Origin of the sequence: Pseudorhodobacter aquimaris (assembly GCF_001202025.1) — a bacterium.
GTDB lineage: Bacteria > Pseudomonadota > Alphaproteobacteria > Rhodobacterales > Rhodobacteraceae > Pseudorhodobacter > Pseudorhodobacter aquimaris.
The window spans coordinates 16,994-32,168 of the sequence record NZ_LGHS01000062.1; the positions used below are offsets into that span (position 1 = coordinate 16,994).

Annotated in this window: 13 protein-coding genes and 2 tRNA genes; 12 read left to right on the forward strand and 3 right to left on the reverse strand. The window is 58.6% G+C overall.

From position 1 onward, the window contains the following. Positions 1-118 precede the first annotated feature (118 nt). The 3 genes from AKU94_RS10980 (at position 119) to AKU94_RS10990 (ending at position 579) form a co-directional block, all read left to right on the forward strand. A tRNA-Asp gene (locus AKU94_RS10980) sits at positions 119-195 on the forward strand. 28 nt (positions 196-223) lie between these two features. Continuing rightward, positions 224-300 (forward strand) — tRNA-Asp (locus AKU94_RS10985). A 60-nt stretch (positions 301-360) separates the two neighbouring features. Then, complete coding sequence (locus tag AKU94_RS10990) at positions 361-579, forward strand: hypothetical protein (RefSeq protein WP_050527372.1); 219 nt, start codon at positions 361-363, stop codon at positions 577-579. Here the strand turns inward: AKU94_RS10990 and AKU94_RS10995 are convergent. Then, entirely contained in the window at positions 569-1,012 is a 444-nt protein-coding gene (locus AKU94_RS10995) for a GNAT family N-acetyltransferase (protein ID WP_050527321.1), read from the reverse strand. The genes AKU94_RS10990 and AKU94_RS10995 overlap by 11 nt on opposite strands. A gap of 4 nt (positions 1,013-1,016) precedes the next feature. Then, complete coding sequence (locus AKU94_RS11000) at positions 1,017-2,411, reverse strand: M20/M25/M40 family metallo-hydrolase (RefSeq protein WP_050527322.1); 1,395 nt, start codon at positions 2,409-2,411, stop codon at positions 1,017-1,019. A 123-nt stretch (positions 2,412-2,534) separates the two neighbouring features. Here AKU94_RS11000 and AKU94_RS11005 point away from each other — a divergent pair, with 123 nt between their 5' ends. The 4 genes from AKU94_RS11005 to ispG all read left to right on the forward strand — a co-directional run bounded on the left by AKU94_RS11005 (position 2,535) and on the right by ispG (position 7,037). Then, complete coding sequence (locus tag AKU94_RS11005; RefSeq protein WP_050527323.1) at positions 2,535-3,125, forward strand: hypothetical protein; 591 nt, start codon at positions 2,535-2,537, stop codon at positions 3,123-3,125. A 148-nt stretch (positions 3,126-3,273) separates the two neighbouring features. After that, positions 3,274-4,497, forward strand: a complete 1,224-nt coding sequence (gene hemA, locus AKU94_RS11010; protein ID WP_050527373.1) for a 5-aminolevulinate synthase — start codon at positions 3,274-3,276, stop codon at positions 4,495-4,497. 117 nt (positions 4,498-4,614) lie between these two features. After that, a complete protein-coding gene (locus AKU94_RS11015; RefSeq protein ID WP_050527324.1) occupies positions 4,615-5,829 on the forward strand; it encodes a helix-turn-helix domain-containing protein in 1,215 nt (404 codons plus the stop codon). A gap of 74 nt (positions 5,830-5,903) precedes the next feature. Continuing rightward, positions 5,904-7,037: a flavodoxin-dependent (E)-4-hydroxy-3-methylbut-2-enyl-diphosphate synthase gene (gene ispG, locus AKU94_RS11020; RefSeq protein ID WP_050527325.1), complete on the forward strand. Its 1,134-nt coding sequence runs from the start codon at positions 5,904-5,906 to the stop codon at positions 7,035-7,037. A 33-nt stretch (positions 7,038-7,070) separates the two neighbouring features. On the opposite strand, the gene AKU94_RS11025 is transcribed toward ispG, so the two are convergent. Further along, positions 7,071-7,814 (reverse strand): DsbA family protein, encoded by a 744-nt coding sequence (locus AKU94_RS11025; RefSeq protein WP_050527326.1) that lies wholly within the window; start codon positions 7,812-7,814, stop codon positions 7,071-7,073. Between the two features lie 205 nt (positions 7,815-8,019). Between AKU94_RS11025 and AKU94_RS11030 the strand changes: the two genes are divergently transcribed. The 5 genes from AKU94_RS11030 (at position 8,020) to AKU94_RS11050 (ending at position 15,164) form a co-directional block, all read left to right on the forward strand. Further along, on the forward strand, positions 8,020-9,171 hold the full coding sequence (locus AKU94_RS11030) for a pyridoxal phosphate-dependent aminotransferase (RefSeq protein WP_050527374.1): 1,152 nt from the start codon (positions 8,020-8,022) through the stop codon (positions 9,169-9,171). Between the two features lie 54 nt (positions 9,172-9,225). Further along, positions 9,226-10,425 carry an N-acetylmuramoyl-L-alanine amidase gene (locus AKU94_RS11035; protein WP_050527327.1) on the forward strand — a complete coding sequence of 400 codons (1,200 nt, stop codon included), beginning with the start codon at positions 9,226-9,228 and terminating at the stop codon, positions 10,423-10,425. Positions 10,426-10,543: 118 nt separating this feature from the next. After that, entirely contained in the window at positions 10,544-13,105 is a 2,562-nt protein-coding gene (locus AKU94_RS11040) for a penicillin-binding protein 1A (protein ID WP_050527375.1), read from the forward strand. Between the two features lie 77 nt (positions 13,106-13,182). Beyond that, the gene (gene prfB, locus AKU94_RS11045) at positions 13,183-14,310 is read left to right on the forward strand and encodes a peptide chain release factor 2 (RefSeq protein WP_050527328.1); all 1,128 of its coding nucleotides are present in this window, start codon (positions 13,183-13,185) and stop codon (positions 14,308-14,310) included. Positions 14,311-14,390: 80 nt separating this feature from the next. Then, positions 14,391-15,164, forward strand: a complete 774-nt coding sequence (locus AKU94_RS11050) for a DUF2189 domain-containing protein (RefSeq protein WP_050527329.1) — start codon at positions 14,391-14,393, stop codon at positions 15,162-15,164. The last annotated feature ends 11 nt before the right edge of the window (positions 15,165-15,175 follow it).

Consider the following 15,175-nt stretch of genomic DNA (forward strand, 5'->3'; position numbering starts at 1 on the left):
CCGACAGCCCCGAAAAATAATTCCTGCATCAAAGCGATGAAAAACCACATTGGCCGCTTGACGCCGCCAGCGTGCTTCCGTAATACCCCCTCACGTTCGGGCGGATCCGGATGGTGCTGCGGTTGTAGCTCAGTTGGTTAGAGTACCGGCCTGTCACGCCGGGGGTCGCGGGTTCGAGTCCCGTCAACCGCGCCATTCGCCCGCCCGAACGTGTATTAAAAGCGCGGTTGTAGCTCAGTTGGTTAGAGTACCGGCCTGTCACGCCGGGGGTCGCGGGTTCGAGTCCCGTCAACCGCGCCATTAATACATTCCCATTTTCATATATATTCGATAAACAGCTCCGAACATATGGGGGTTGCTATGTCATTTCTTGATTCGATACCGCTTGGCCTGTTGGTGATTGCCGCTTTGGGGCTGGGCCTTGCGCCTTTCGTGCCGGAGCCGCACCTGTGGGAAAAGCTGAAGATGTTGGGGGCAGGCACCTTGACCCGCCCCGTTGATATTTTCGATTTGTTGATGCATGCCGCCCCGGTGGTCTTGCTGATTGCCAAACTGGCGCGCATGGCGATCAAAGCTTGATGCGGTAGCGCAGGTGCCCATCATATGGGGTGTAGCTGTCATAGAGCTTGCGGGCGCGGGTATTGCCCTCATCCGTGTGCCAATAGAGCCGTGAATAACCGCTCTCGTGACAGATTTTTATCAGATCATCGATCAGACCGCGCCCGAGGCCATGGCCGCGCGCGGCCTCAGTCAAAAACAGATCCTCCAGATAGCAATCGGGATTGGCGGCCCAAGTGGACAGGTGATGGTGATACAAGGCAAAGCCTACCACCACGCCATCAAGCACCGCCACCCGACCGCGCAAAACCGCTTGCGGGTCGATAAGCCGCGCCCATGTCTTATCCGTGACCTCGGGGGCAAGCTGAACGGCGTAAAACGTCAGATATTGATCCCATAGATCTCGCCAGAGGGGTTCATCCTCTGGCGTGATGTCGCGTATTGCAACGGTCATCCGTTTATCCTTTTGCCGTGGTCAGCCGGTCCAGAACGCGCGCCCAGGACCGGATGCCTTTTTGAAAGCTTTGCAGGTCGTATTTCTCATTCGGGGAATGGATCTGGTCATCGTCCTTGGCAAAGCCGATCAGCATCGCATCCATATCCAGATAGGTCTTGAAGTAGCCCGCAATCGGGATCGACCCGCCACAACCGACATAGGCAGCGGCGGTGCCCCATTCCTCGGTCAGGGCGGCGCGGGCGGGCTCAAACGCGGGGTTTTCCACGCTCATCTGGCCTGCGGGGCTGTCGCCATGGGCGGAAAACTCTGCGGTGCAATCGGGCGGAAGCTGGGCCGTGACATAGGCGCGAAAGGCCTCGCGGATGGCCAGCGGGTCTTGTTGGCCGACAAGGCGGAAGCTGATCTTGGCATGGGCCTCGGCGGGCAGCACGGTTTTGAAGCCGTCGCCGGTATAGCCGCCCCAGATGCCGTTCACCTCACATGTCGGGCGTGACCATAGCATTTCCAATGGCGTGCGGTCGGTTTCCCCCGCAGGAACGGACAGGCCGACATCGCCCAGAAAGCGTGCGTGATCAAAAGCGAGGCCCTGCCACTGGGCACGCATTTCGTCCGACAGTTCCGGCACGCCGTCGTAAAATCCCGGAAGGGTGATACGGCCGGTATCATCATGCAGCCCCGCGATGATCTGCGACAGCAGGCGGATCGGGTTCATCGCCAGCCCGCCATACATGCCGGAATGGAGGTCTTTGCTGGCGGCTTTGATAGTGACTTCTTCACCGAGCAATCCGCGCAGCATGGTCACGATCGACGGGGTTTGGGACTGGAACAGCCCTGTATCGCAAATCAGGGCGACATCGGCGCGCAGTTCCTCGGCGTTTTCCTGCATGAACGGGATCAGCGAGGGAGACCCCGACTCTTCTTCGCCCTCAAGGAAAATCGTCAGACGGCAGGGCAGGCGGCCATGTTCGGCGCGCCATGCGCGGCAAGCCTCGAGGAAGGTCATTAACTGGCCTTTGTCATCCGAGGCACCGCGCCCGCGGATCACCTTGCCTGCGGGGGTATTCTCGATCTGTGGATCAAAGGGGTCACGGTCCCACAAGGAAAGTGGATCAACGGGCTGCACATCATAATGGCCGTAAAACAGCAGATGCGGTGTGCCTGCAACTTCCGGCCCGTCATAATGGGCGACGACCATGGGGTGCCCCGGCGTTGGGCGCTTGGAGGCCTCAAACCCCAGGCCCTGCAGATCCGCAACCAGCCAATCGGCGGCACGGTCGCAATCGGCCTGATAGGCGGGATCGGTGGAGATCGACGGGATGCGCAACAGATCGAGCAAGCGGTCGGTGGCCTCGGGCAAGGCTTGGTCAATTCGGGCAAGGACGGCTTGGATGGTCATGGCGCTCTCCGGTTTTTGATATTTTGCGCAAGGTAACAGCAACGCGGCCCCTGTCCAGAGGGGGCAAGATCGGGTAAAGCCAGCGCAGAATGGGTTTTGACGACAAAGGCGGGGTGTTTGGTGATGTTGCAATCAGGTAAGGCGTTGATCTGTGCGGGCTTGGGGCTTGCTCTATGCTCGGGGGCGGTGCTGGCCGAACCATTAACGGGCAAACAGGCGGCCAAACAACTTTATTCCGCCAAAAGATCAGAGGTGCAGATGTTGGCGGTCGCAGGGCTATCGGTTGAGCATTCCGCGCTTTTGGCCGGTGTGGTCAAGGATTACGCCTATTACGCCGCCGCCGCGATTGCGCCCGAAGAGGAACTTTTGAAATCCGAGGCGACGACACTTGTTGCCAACCATCACAGCGTTGAGGCAGCTTCGGCGGCGGCGCTGGCGGGGTGCAATACCTTGCGTAAATCGGCGACCGAATGCGTGATTGCTGCCATTGTGCGGCCCAAAGGATGGGAGTCGCGCGTCTTGCAGTTGTCAGTTGAGGGCACGGTTGCGATGGCAGAGGATTACGGTCGCCGTGGCGGGCGTGCGCTGGCGACATCGGCCACAACCGGCTTTTTTGCCTTGGGCAAAGGGGCGCAGGCACAGGCAGGCGCGCTAAGGGATTGTGCCGATAAGGGCGCAGATGACTGCAAAGTTGTGGTTGCCGATCCCGAATAACCAGAAATTTGACGAAAGGGGGCGGCAAATTGCCCCCTTTCGTTTATAAGCCTTGATAAGTATCAAAGCGCCATACCGTTTACCGGCGTAAATTGGCCTTAACCTGCTGTAAACGTCATGATTCGGGCAGGAAAAGCTGGAGATGAAGATGAATTATGATGCCGCCCTCGACACCGCCCTCGACCGTTTGCACGAAGAGGGGCGCTATCGCACTTTCATCGATATTGAACGACACAAAGGTGCCTATCCTGCTGCGATTTGGCGCAAACCGGATGGGGAGCAGCGCAAGATTACGGTCTGGTGCGGCAATGATTACCTCGGCATGGGGCAAAATCCAGTTGTGCTGGACGCGATGAAAGAGGCGCTGGATGCCACGGGCGCAGGCTCTGGTGGGACGCGCAATATTTCGGGCACGACCGTCTATCACAACCGGCTTGAGGCCGAACTGGCCGATCTGCATGGGAAAGAGGCCGCTTTGGTCTTTACCTCGGCCTATAACGCCAATGATGCGACGCTTTCGACCCTGCCCAAGCTGTTTCCGGGGCTGATCATCTATTCGGATGCCCTGAACCACGCCTCGATGATCGAGGGTGTGCGCCGCAATGGCGGGGCCAAGCGGATTTTCCGTCATAACGACGTGGCGCATTTGCGCGAATTGATGGCTGCCGATGATCCGGCCGCACCAAAACTGATTGCATTTGAATCGATTTATTCGATGGATGGCGATTTTGGGCCAATTGAGGCGATTTGTGACGCGGCTGATGAATTCGGCGCGCTGACCTATATCGATGAGGTTCACGCCGTGGGCATGTATGGCCCGCGCGGCGCAGGGGTGGCCGAGCGTGACGGGTTGATGGGGCGTATTGATATCATTAATGCCACGCTGGCCAAGGCATATGGGGTTGCGGGTGGCTATATCGCGGCTTCGGCCAAGATGTGCGATGCGGTGCGGTCCTATGCGCCGGGGTTCATCTTTACGTCTTCGATGCCGCCTGCGGTTGCTGCGGGGGCTGCGGCCTCGGTGCGGCATCTGAAATCCGCGCAGCATTTGCGTGACAGCCAGCAGCTTCATGCGCGGATTCTCAAGAGCCGGCTTAAGGCGATCGGTCTGCCATTGATCGACCACGGCAGCCATATCGTGCCGGTGCATGTTGGCGATCCGGTGCATTGTAAGGCGCTGTCTGATATGTTGCTGGAGCAATTCGGCATCTATGTGCAACCGATCAACTTCCCCACTGTGCCCCGCGGGACAGAGCGGCTTCGTTTTACCCCGTCGCCGGTGCATGATGCGGCCCAGATTGACGCATTGGTTAAGGCGATGGATAAACTTTGGCAGCAATGTGCGCTAAATCGTGCCGAGTTGACGGCTTGATTTATATCTAGATGTGCTATTTGGATTGTAATGTGCTACTATAGGGGCAATACGATAGCGTCGAGTCGGTGATACGACTCAGGCGCAGAAGATGGGGCAGAAAACGAGGCATACTTGATGATCGGCCGAAGGAAAGTACCTTCGACGTCCGAAAGCGACAAGCCCAAGGGCTTTGACGATTTCGAGCTACGTCTGGGCGACCTTATGCGCGGGGAGCGCGCAACCTTGGGCAAGTCATTGCTGGATGTTCAACGAGAGTTGAAGGTCAAGGCAACCTATATTGCTGCCATCGAAAACTGCGACACCTCTGCTTTTGAAACCCAAGGGTTTGTGGCCGGTTATGTGCGGTCCTATTCGCGCTATCTTGGCATGGACCCTGATTGGGCCTATGCGAAGTTTTGCCGTGAGGCGAATTTCACCCTGGCGCATGGCATGTCGGTTGAGGCATCCCCCGCCCGGCTGACCAAGGCGCGCAGCCGCGTGCAGGATTTTGGCGACCCCTTGGCAAATCCTAATGCGACCTTCGTTCCGCGCAGTGAGTCGCTGTTCTCGCGTGTGGAGCCGGGCGCTGTCGGGTCTTTGTTGGTCTTGCTCGGGCTGATCGGTGGTTTGGGCTATGGCGGCTGGTCTGTCTTGCAAGAGGTGCAGCGCGTACAGCTTGCCCCCGTAGATCAGGCACCCCAAGTCATCGCTGAAATCGACCCCCTGGGCAATGTGCAAGGCGTGGCCCCGGTGGTCCGTTCGGCTCCGGAAAGCCAGACGGTCGAGGAAACTTCAACCTCAATCGCTGCCAATACGCAAATGCCGGTCCGATCTGACCGGCTATATCGTCCTCAAGCGCTGGATGTTCCTGTGCTGACCTCGCGTGACGGGCCGATTGCCGCGATTGATCCGCAGCGCCAAGCAATTGCGCAGTTGGTGGCCGAAGTGGCAGGCGCGCCCGAAACCGTTTCGGTTGAAAACGAAGTGCAGGTCGTCGCTGCTGATCCCAATATCGTTGAAATTCTGGCCGTGCGCCCGTCTTGGGTGCGGGTTTCCTCGGCAGATGGGACCGTGTTGCTGGAAAAAGTTCTTGATTCCTGTGAACGCTATACCGTGCCGCTGATGGATGCTGCACCTGTGCTGCGCGCGGGCAATTCCGGTTCGGTCTATTTCACCGTCAATGGCAAGACGTTTGGCCCCTCGGCACCGGGTGCGCAGGTTGTCAAAAATGTGGTGCTGACGGCGGATGCGGTTCAGGGAAAATTCCCGAATGTAGAGACTGGGCAATCCGTGGCCGTGGCTGATGCCAATAACGCAATGGTGCTTTGCCCCTCCAGCCCGTCTTTGTGATCAAGCAAACGGTTGCCTTTTGGCCACTTTCCCCCTAGCCAATGGGGACGCAATTCCCTTGGCCCGAGTATCCAATGACCCATAATCCAATTCGTCCATGGCGCAATATTGAACGTCGCAAATCCCGCCAGATCATGGTGGGCAAGGTCGCTGTTGGCGGGGATGCCCCGATTTCGGTCCAGACGATGACCAATACGTTGACCACCGACATCAAGGCCACGATTGCGCAGGTGCAGCGTGCCGCCGACGCGGGGGCCGATATTGTGCGCGTCTCGGCACCCGACCGCGAAAGCGCGCTGGCTCTGCGTGAGATTTGCCGTGAATCCCCCGTGCCCATCGTTGCCGACATCCATTTCCACTATAAGCGCGCGATTGAGGCGGCAGAGGCGGGGGCGGCCTGTCTTCGGATCAATCCCGGCAATATCGGGGATGCCGCCCGTGTGCGCGAAGTGGTCAAGGCCGCAAAAGATCATGGATGTTCGATCCGGATTGGTGTCAATGCCGGCTCACTGGAACGCCATCTGCTTGATAAATACGGCGAACCTTGCCCTGATGCGATGGTCGAATCCGGTTTGGACCATATCAAATTGCTGCAAGACAATGATTTTCATGAATATAAGATCAGCGTCAAAGCCTCGGACGTCTTTATGTCTGCGGCTGCTTACACCCAACTTGCCGCTGTGACTGACGCGCCGATCCATCTTGGCATCACTGAGGCGGGTGGTCTGCAATCTGGCACGGTCAAATCCGCCATCGGCCTTGGCAATCTGCTTTGGTCGGGGATTGGTGATACCATCCGCGTGTCGCTGTCGGCTGATCCCGAAGCAGACGTAAAGGTCGGGTTCGAGATCCTGAAATCCCTTGGCTTGCGCCACCGGGGTGTCACGATCATCTCCTGCCCGTCCTGTGCGCGGCAGGGGTTCGACGTGATCAAAACCGTGACCGAGCTGGAGGACCGTCTGTCCCATGTCACCACCTCGATGAGCCTGAGCATCATTGGCTGTGTCGTCAACGGTCCCGGAGAGGCGCTGTTGACGGATATCGGCTTTACCGGTGGTGGTGCGGGGTCGGGCATGGTCTATCTTGCGGGCAAGCAAAGCCACAAGCTGGGCAATGAGGCGATGATCGACCATATTGTCGAACTTGTCGAAAAGCGCGCGGCAGAGCTGGACGCCGACAAAGATCCGACTGAACCGGCTGGTAAATAGGGGTGCGCCGGGGGCTTACCCCCGGCCAAACATTCAGCCCTCGCGCTGGCCTTCGACAATCTGGCGCATACCGTCCAGCGGCACATAGCCACGCACCAAGGTATTGTCGATCACGAAGGTCGGTGTGCCATTGATGGCCAAACGCTGGGCAAGGGCGCGGTTTGCATCGATCACGGCAGTAACTTCGGCGGATGTCATATGCGCCAGGACCGCGTCGACATCCGCAAGTCCCGCATCTTTCCCGATGCTGGCAAGGTTATCCGGCGTCACCTCACCGCGCATCACCATCAGCGCGTCATGCACCTTTTCATAGGCCGCCGCTCCGTCCATCTGCAAGACCGCAATCGCAAAGCGTGAGGCCAAGTCGGATTGTTCGCCCAGAATAGGGAACTCTTTGACTACAAAGCGGATATTGCCATCGGATGACACCAGCTCTGCCACATCCTCAAAGGCTTTCTTGCAATAGCCGCAGCGATAATCCATGAATTCCACCACAGTGATATCGCCATTGGGATTACCGCCGACCCAGCTTGCGGGATCGTTGAAAATCTCGTCTTTGTTGGTTTCAAGCATGGCCAGATCATCGGCCACTGCATCGCTGTTGCGGCGCTCTTCGAGGATGGCAAAGACCTCCATCAGCACTTCGGGCTCTTCCAGCAGATAGGCGCGTACCTCGGCGCGGAAATCGGCGCGCTCGGCATCCGACAGCTTGCTTTGCGCGAAGGCGGGCGGGGCAAGGGCCAATGCGAGGGCCGTGGTGGCAAGCAGCTTGTTCATAATGTACTCCGATGTGGTGGCACCTGTGGCGCCATGTCTGGTTGACCTTGCCCCCTCATGCCCGATTGCGGGGGGGGAGGGCAACCAAATTGCCCGTGATAATTCGGCGCAGTGCCAAAGGTTTGACGATATTGCGGCCACTCTGTAAGGGATGTGGCAATGCACAGACAGCTTTGAAGACGGGGATATGACAGTGGCAAAAAGCCTGAGACAATCACAGCGCGGGGCGGTTGATCCCTTTATCGTGATGGATGTGATGGAGGCCGCGCGCGCTGCCGAGGCCGCAGGGCGCAGCATTATCCATATGGAGGTCGGTCAGCCCGGAACCGGCGCGGCCCAAGGAGCGCGTGATGCCTTGACCGCGGCAATGGGGCAGGGCGCGCTTGGCTATACGGTGGCGCTTGGCCTGCCGGAATTGCGCGCAGGCATCGCGGGGCTTTACAAACGTTGGTATGATGTGGAGCTTGATCCCAGCCGCGTGATTGTCACGACCGGCTCTTCTTCGGGGTTCTTGTTGGCTTTTACATCGCTGTTTGACGCGGGCGAAAAGGTTGGTCTGGGGGAACCCGGCTATCCCTCTTATCGGCAGATCCTGCGCGCCTTGTCGCTGACGCCGGTGGGCATCCCGACCCGTGCTGAAAACCGGCTGCAACCCGTGCTGGATGATTTGGCGGGTGTGGATATGTCAGGGCTTATCGTTGCAAGTCCAGGCAATCCTTCGGGCACCATGCTGGACCACGCCGCGCTCAAGGCGTTGATGGATCATTGCCGCGACCATGACATCGCCTTCATCTCGGACGAGATTTACCACGGGCTGCATTACGGCGATCGGGCGGTCACGGCGCTGGAGATCAGCGATGATGCCTATGTCATCAACTCCTTTTCCAAGTATTTCAGCATGACCGGCTGGCGCATCGGCTGGATGGTGGTGCCGCAATCGCATGTGCGCCGCGTGGAACGTCTGGCACAGAACATGTTTATCTGCCCGCCCCATGCCAGCCAGATTGCCGCCCTTGCAGCATTGGATTGCATCGATGAAATGGAGGCAAACCGCGCCGTCTATGCCAAGAACCGTGCTCTGATGATAGAGGGGCTGCGCGAGGCCGGTTTCACCAAGATAGCCCCGCCCGATGGCGCGTTTTATGTCTATGCCGATGTGTCGGAGTTGACCGATGACAGCTTGAAGTTCTGCTCGATGATCCTCGGGCAGGCGGGGGTCGCGGTGACGCCGGGGCTCGACTTCGATCCGGTTCGGGGCAAACATACGCTGCGCTTTTCCTATGCCCGCAGCACGGCTGAGATCGAAGAGGGCATCGCCCGGCTAAAGGGCTTTATGGTGGGCTATATCAAGCCGTGATTTTACGCTCTTAAGCTGGTCCTAGAAGCTGTGCAAAATGAGAGGTTTGGCGTGATGCGGGCAATCTTGGCGGTTTGGGCGTTGATGCTGATGGTGCTTCCCGCTTGGGGGCAAGAGCTTTCGGCCATTGCGCGGCTGGATCTGGCCGCGTCTCAGGTAGAGGACAAGGGGCGGGGGGTGGCACTTTCGCTTGCAATTTCCCAACCTGTGCCGTGGCGCGTGCGCGTGCTGGATAACCCGCCGCGGCTGGTGCTTGATACCCGAGAGGTCGATTTCTCGCAGGTGGCAAACCTGCCGCGCGTTGGTTCGCGGGTGGTTGATCTGCGCGCGGGGGTGTTTCGCCCCGGCTGGTCGCGGCTGGTGCTGGAGCTTTCGGGACCTATGGCGGTGCAGTCGGCGACAATGCGGACCAAGGGCGCAACGCAGATCCATGTGACCCTTGCCCCGACAGATGCTGACACATTTGCCACTTTGGCGGCGCGACCCGAACCGGAGGGCTGGGCGCTGCCCAAACCGGCAGACCTGCCGAAGGCGATGGCGAACGGGGCGGGCCCGATGGTTGTGGTGCTTGATCCCGGCCATGGCGGGCTTGATCCGGGGGCCGAAAATGGCGTCTACCGCGAGGCGGATCTGATGCTGACCTTTGCGCGCGAGTTCAAGGAATATCTTCAACGTAGCGGCGATTACCGGGTTATCCTGACCCGGGATGATGATGTCTTTGTACCGCTTGAGGCCCGCATATCTCTTGCGCGGGCGGCGGGGGCGGATGTGCTGCTGTCGCTGCATGCCGATGCTTTGGCCGAGGGCGAGGCGACAGGGGCGACGATTTACACACTGTCAGAGGATGCGTTTGATGCGGCGAGCGAATTGCTGGCCGAGCGTCATGACCGTGATGACCTGCTTGCGGGGGTGGATCTGACCGAGCAAGATGATCTGGTCGCGAATGTCTTGATGGATATGGCGCGGGCTGAAACCACGCCTAAGGTCGCGCGGCTGGCGGAGGCGTTGAAAGGTGCCATCCAAGATGAAGGGCTGCCGATGCACCGTAAGCCAATCCAATCCGGCGGGTTCTCGGTTCTCAAAAGCCCTGATATCCCCTCGGTTTTGATTGAACTTGGCTTTTTATCATCCTCGCAGGATCTGGCGCGACTTATCGACCCGGCGTGGCGGGGGTATATGATGGCGGCGCTGCACCAAGGTCTTGCGCAATGGGCCGCGCGCGAGGCCGCCTTGGCGGGTTCTGCCAGACCCTGAACATCGCTAACCTTGATCACGAAGAGTTGGGCAAAATTGTACTCTGCGCGCGGGCGGCGCTTTTGCTTGCAGGGCGCATAGGCTATATAGAGCAGGTCTAAACCATGGGGAAATGCGTGTGATCAGATTTATCGGCTCTTTTTTTGGTGGTCTGTTCACCCTTTTGACGATGGGCCTGTTTTTTGCGGCCCTCTCTGTCGGGGCGATTTTCTACATGTACAGCCGCGATCTGCCCAGCCATGAAAGCCTTGCGAAATACGCGCCGCCCACCATCAGCCGGGTCTATTCGGGCGGCGGGGACATGATGGATGAATTCGCCAAGGAGCGCCGGATTTTTGCCAGTTCCGAGGAAATTCCGGCTCTTGTCAAACAGGCCTTCATCAGCGCCGAGGACAAGAACTTCTATACCCACAACGGCTATGATGCGCGGGGTATCGCCGTGGCGGCGCTTGAGGCGGTTCGATCACGCGGGGAAAACGTGCGCGGTGCCTCGACCATCACCCAGCAGGTGATGAAGAATTTTCTTTTGGGCGGTGAGCGTAAGGCAGAACGCAAGATCAAGGAAATTATCCTTGCTACCCGCATCGAAGAAACCCTGAGCAAGGAAAAAATCCTTGAGCTTTACCTCAACGAGATCGATCTGGGGCAGCGCAGTTTTGGGGTCGCTGCCGCCGCACAGACCTATTTCAACAAGATCCTGTCGCAGCTGACGCCGGGAGAGACCGCCTATCTTGCCGCGTTGCCGAAATCGCCCGGTCGCGGGTTGCATCCGGTGCGCGATTATGACCGTGCGGTGGACCGGCGCAACTATGTGCTGCGCGAGATGTGGCAGAATAATTATATCGATGAGGAAACGTATCTGCGCGAAAAGGAGCTGCCGCTTAAAACCGTGCAAAACGGGGATTATCCGGCATTCCGTGAAAGCCTGCCCCCGCGCGATTATTTCAGCGACGAGATCCGTCGCCAGTTGTCCGGCACCTTTGGTGAGCAGGAATTTTTCGGCGGTGGTTTGACCATTCGCGCCACCGTTGATCCCGAATTGCAAAAAGAAGCGGCCAAGGCGCTTCAGGCTGGTCTGGAGGAATTTGACCGCGGGCGTGGCATTTGGAACGGCACGGGCAAGGTGATCGACGCTGCACAGCTGACCGATGAAGAAAGCTGGCGCAAAGCCCTGCGTGAGGTGGATGTCGCCCGCGATATCGAAGGCTGGATGCCTGCCGTTGTGCTGGAGGTTGGTGATACCTCGGCGCGGATCGGGATTGAGGGCGTCGAAGAAGACGCCGATGGTCATTTCATCCCCGCCGCCGATGTGACATGGGCGCGCAAACGCTTGTCGAACGGGCGGCTTGCCAATAAGGCGCGCGCCGCCGGCGATCTGGTCTCTGTGGGCGATGTTGTCTTGGTACGGGCGATGACAAAAGACAGCGACGGCAGCTTTATTCGCTGGACCCTGCGTCAAGTGCCAGAGGTGCAGGGCGCGTTTATGGCGATGGATGTGAACTCGGGGCGGGTTTTGGCGATGCAGGGTGGCTTCTCTTATCAGCATTCGGTGTTTAACCGCGCCACTCAGGCACAGCGTCAGCCCGGCTCCAGCTTCAAGCCGTTTGTCTTTGCGGCGGCACTTGATAGCGGCTTTAACCCCGCCACCATTGTTATCGACGCCCCGATTGAGGTGAACACCCCCCAAGGTATCTGGCGGCCGCGCAACTCGTCGAATAAATTCTACGGGCCGACAACCCTGCGCACCGGGATTGAGCAATCGCGGAACCTGATGACGGTGCGGATTGCCGAGGAGATCGGCATGGATGTGGTGGCTTCCTATGCCGAACGTTTTGGCGTTTACGACCGGATGGGACAGTTTCTGGCGAACTCGCTCGGGTCTGAGGAGACGACCCTGTTCAAGATGGTTGCCGCCTATGCAATGTTTGCCAATGGCGGTGAGCGAGTTGAGCCGACGCTGGTTGACCGTGTGCAGGACCGTTACGGCAAAACCATCTATCGTCACGACCAGCGCATCTGTGAGGATTGCCAGCTGGCAGCGCTCAGCCCGCGCGAATTACCAAGGATCAATTCCAACCGAGAGCGGGTGATGGATGCGATTACGGCCTATCAGCTGACCTCAATGCTGGAAGGGGTTGTGACACGCGGGACGGCTGCGGGCATCAACTTGCCGGTGCCAATCGCGGGTAAAACGGGCACCACTAATGACGCCAAGGACGTTTGGTTCGTGGGCTTTTCGTCCAATATCGCGGCGGGTTGCTATATCGGTTATGACAACCCGCGCAGCATGGGGCGCGCCTATGGTGGCACGACCTGCGGCCCGGTGTTTGAGCGGTTCATGCGCAAGGCCGTCAGCAAATACGGCGGTGGGAAATTCAAGGTGCCGCCGGGCGGTTTCTTCCGCAAGATCGACCGCTTTACCGGTGCGGTCCTGCCTGATGATGCATCCGGCCCGAATGTGGTTTCCGAATATTTCCGCGATGGGGATGAACCGATGTCCGGCTTTGGCGCCTATGTCGACGGTGGCTTTGGGATGGGGACGAATTTGCCCCTCTTTGCTTATGGCGAGGAAGATGATGGAACCGGCGGCGGTAGCGCTGTGACCACCTCTAGCGGGCAGACCAAGATCATCCCGGACAAGGCTGATTTTGGTACGCTCAGCTCAGGGGGGTTGTACTAGGGGCTGCGGCCCTTGCCAAATACCCCCGCAAAGCGATATGACCCGAAACCTGACACCGCCTTCAAGGAAGTACTCACATGCGCGCAGAAACCCAGTCCAATGTGGAAGCCATCCGCAAATCACTGACGCTTCTTGCGCAGCGCATGGATTTGGAAACGGCCCCGCACCGGCTTGAAGAATTCAACGCCATGATCGAGGATCCGGACCTGTGGAACGACCCGCCCAAGGCGCAAAAACTGATGCGCGAACGGCAGGGTGTGATTGACCAGCTGGCGACCTATAATCTGATCGAAACCGGCCTGCGGGATAATGTCGAGCTGATCGAGATGGGCGAAGCTGAGGATGATGCCGAGGTGGTGACCGAGGCCGAGGATGCGCTGCGCGAGCTGGTAACCCTTGCGGGCAACAAGGAATTGGAAGCCCTGCTGAACGGTGAGGCCGATGGCAATGACACCTTCCTTGAGGTGCATTCGGGCGCAGGGGGGACCGAAAGCTGTGACTGGGCGTCGATGCTGGCGCGGATGTATGTTCGTTGGGCGGAAAAGAAGGGCTATAAGGTCGAGCTTCAATCCATGACCGACGGTGAGGAAGCGGGCATCAAATCCGCCGCCTACAAGATTTCGGGGCCGAATGCCTATGGCTGGTTGAAATCGGAATCAGGCGTCCACCGGCTTGTGCGCATCAGCCCCTATGACAGTGCGGCGCGGCGGCATACCTCGTTTTCCTCGGTCTGGGTCTATCCGGTGGTGGATGACAATATTGATATCGAGATCCCCGACAAGGACATCCGGATTGATACCTACCGGTCATCAGGGGCGGGGGGACAGCATGTGAACACCACAGATTCCGCGGTGCGGATTACCCACTTGCCGACGAATATCGTGGTGACCTCTTCGATGAAGTCCCAGCACCAGAACCGCGAGATCGCGATGAATGCCCTTCGCTCCCGGCTTTACCAGATGGAGATGGACAGGCGCAACGCGGCCATCAACGCCGCCCACGAGAACAAGGGTGATGCGGGTTGGGGTAACCAGATCCGCTCTTATGTGTTGCAGCCCTACCAGATGGTCAAGGACCTGCGTACAGGGGTGGAGACATCGGACAGCCAAGGGGTTCTGGACGGCGATCTGGACAAGTTCATGGCGGCGACGCTGGCGATGGATGTCTCGGGGAAATCACGCGCAGAGGCAAATCTGGACGATTAAACCGCTCCGCCACCCCAAATATATCTTTATAGGCGGCTTGCGTCTGGCTAGGGTTTATCCAAACCAGACAGGAGAAGCCTATGTCCCAATCCGCCGCGATCGCCCCCCCGAAGCCTGAAGTCTTGATACTGGAGGCGGCTGATCTGCGTGCGTCCCTTGCGGCTGGCTGGCAGGATTTTCGTGCAGCCCCCGTCTTTGGCCTGTTCTTTGCGGCGGTCTATGTGGCCGGTGGCTGGTTGATCCTTTATGCGCTGACAGCTACAGGGCAGGTGTGGTGGACGCTGCCCGCGGCCGCTGGGTTTCCGATCCTTGGCCCTTTCATCGCATGTGGGTTATATGAGGTCAGCCGCAGGTTGGAGACCGGCGAACCGTTGAACTGGCGCGCTATTCTGGGCGTGATCTTCCGTCAGAAAGACCGGCAGATCCCTTCGATGGCGGCGGTTGTCGTCGTGTTCTTTCTGTTCTGGAACTTCCTCGCGCATATGATTTTTGCGCTGTTTCTGGGGCTTCAGGCCATGACCAATATCAGCACATCCTTGGATGTGTTCCTGACGGTGAACGGCTTGATGATGCTGGGGGTGGGGACCATCGTGGGCGCAGTTTTCGCAGGGGTCTTGTTTTCCCTCACGGTTGTCAGCCTGCCGTTGCTCCTGGACCGCGAAGTGGATTTTGTTACCGCGATGATCACCTCGGTGTCGGTGGTGCTGAACAATCCGTTGCTTATGCTGGTATGGGGCGCGATGATTGCGCTTATGATATTTGTCGGGATGGCATTGGGATTCTTTGGCTTGTTTATCGTGTTGCCGGTTCTGGGGCACGCAACATGGCATCTGTACCGACGTGCATTGGCCTGACTGCGCATGAA

Bases quoted from the DNA above. Each gene is read 5' to 3' on its own strand.
- AKU94_RS10990 (WP_050527372.1), top strand. From the start codon at position 361: ATGTCATTTCTTGATTCGATACCGCTTGGCCTGTTGGTGATTGCCGCT.
- AKU94_RS10995 (WP_050527321.1), bottom strand. From the start codon at position 1,012: ATGACCGTTGCAATACGCGACATCACGCCAGAGGATGAACCCCTCTGG.
- AKU94_RS11000 (WP_050527322.1), bottom strand. From the start codon at position 2,411: ATGACCATCCAAGCCGTCCTTGCCCGAATTGACCAAGCCTTGCCCGAG.
- AKU94_RS11005 (WP_050527323.1), top strand. From the start codon at position 2,535: ATGTTGCAATCAGGTAAGGCGTTGATCTGTGCGGGCTTGGGGCTTGCT.
- hemA (WP_050527373.1), top strand. From the start codon at position 3,274: ATGAATTATGATGCCGCCCTCGACACCGCCCTCGACCGTTTGCACGAA.
- AKU94_RS11015 (WP_050527324.1), top strand. From the start codon at position 4,615: ATGATCGGCCGAAGGAAAGTACCTTCGACGTCCGAAAGCGACAAGCCC.
- ispG (WP_050527325.1), top strand. From the start codon at position 5,904: ATGACCCATAATCCAATTCGTCCATGGCGCAATATTGAACGTCGCAAA.
- AKU94_RS11025 (WP_050527326.1), bottom strand. From the start codon at position 7,814: ATGAACAAGCTGCTTGCCACCACGGCCCTCGCATTGGCCCTTGCCCCG.
- AKU94_RS11035 (WP_050527327.1), top strand. From the start codon at position 9,226: ATGCGGGCAATCTTGGCGGTTTGGGCGTTGATGCTGATGGTGCTTCCC.
- prfB (WP_050527328.1), top strand. From the start codon at position 13,183: ATGCGCGCAGAAACCCAGTCCAATGTGGAAGCCATCCGCAAATCACTG.
- AKU94_RS11050 (WP_050527329.1), top strand. From the start codon at position 14,391: ATGTCCCAATCCGCCGCGATCGCCCCCCCGAAGCCTGAAGTCTTGATA.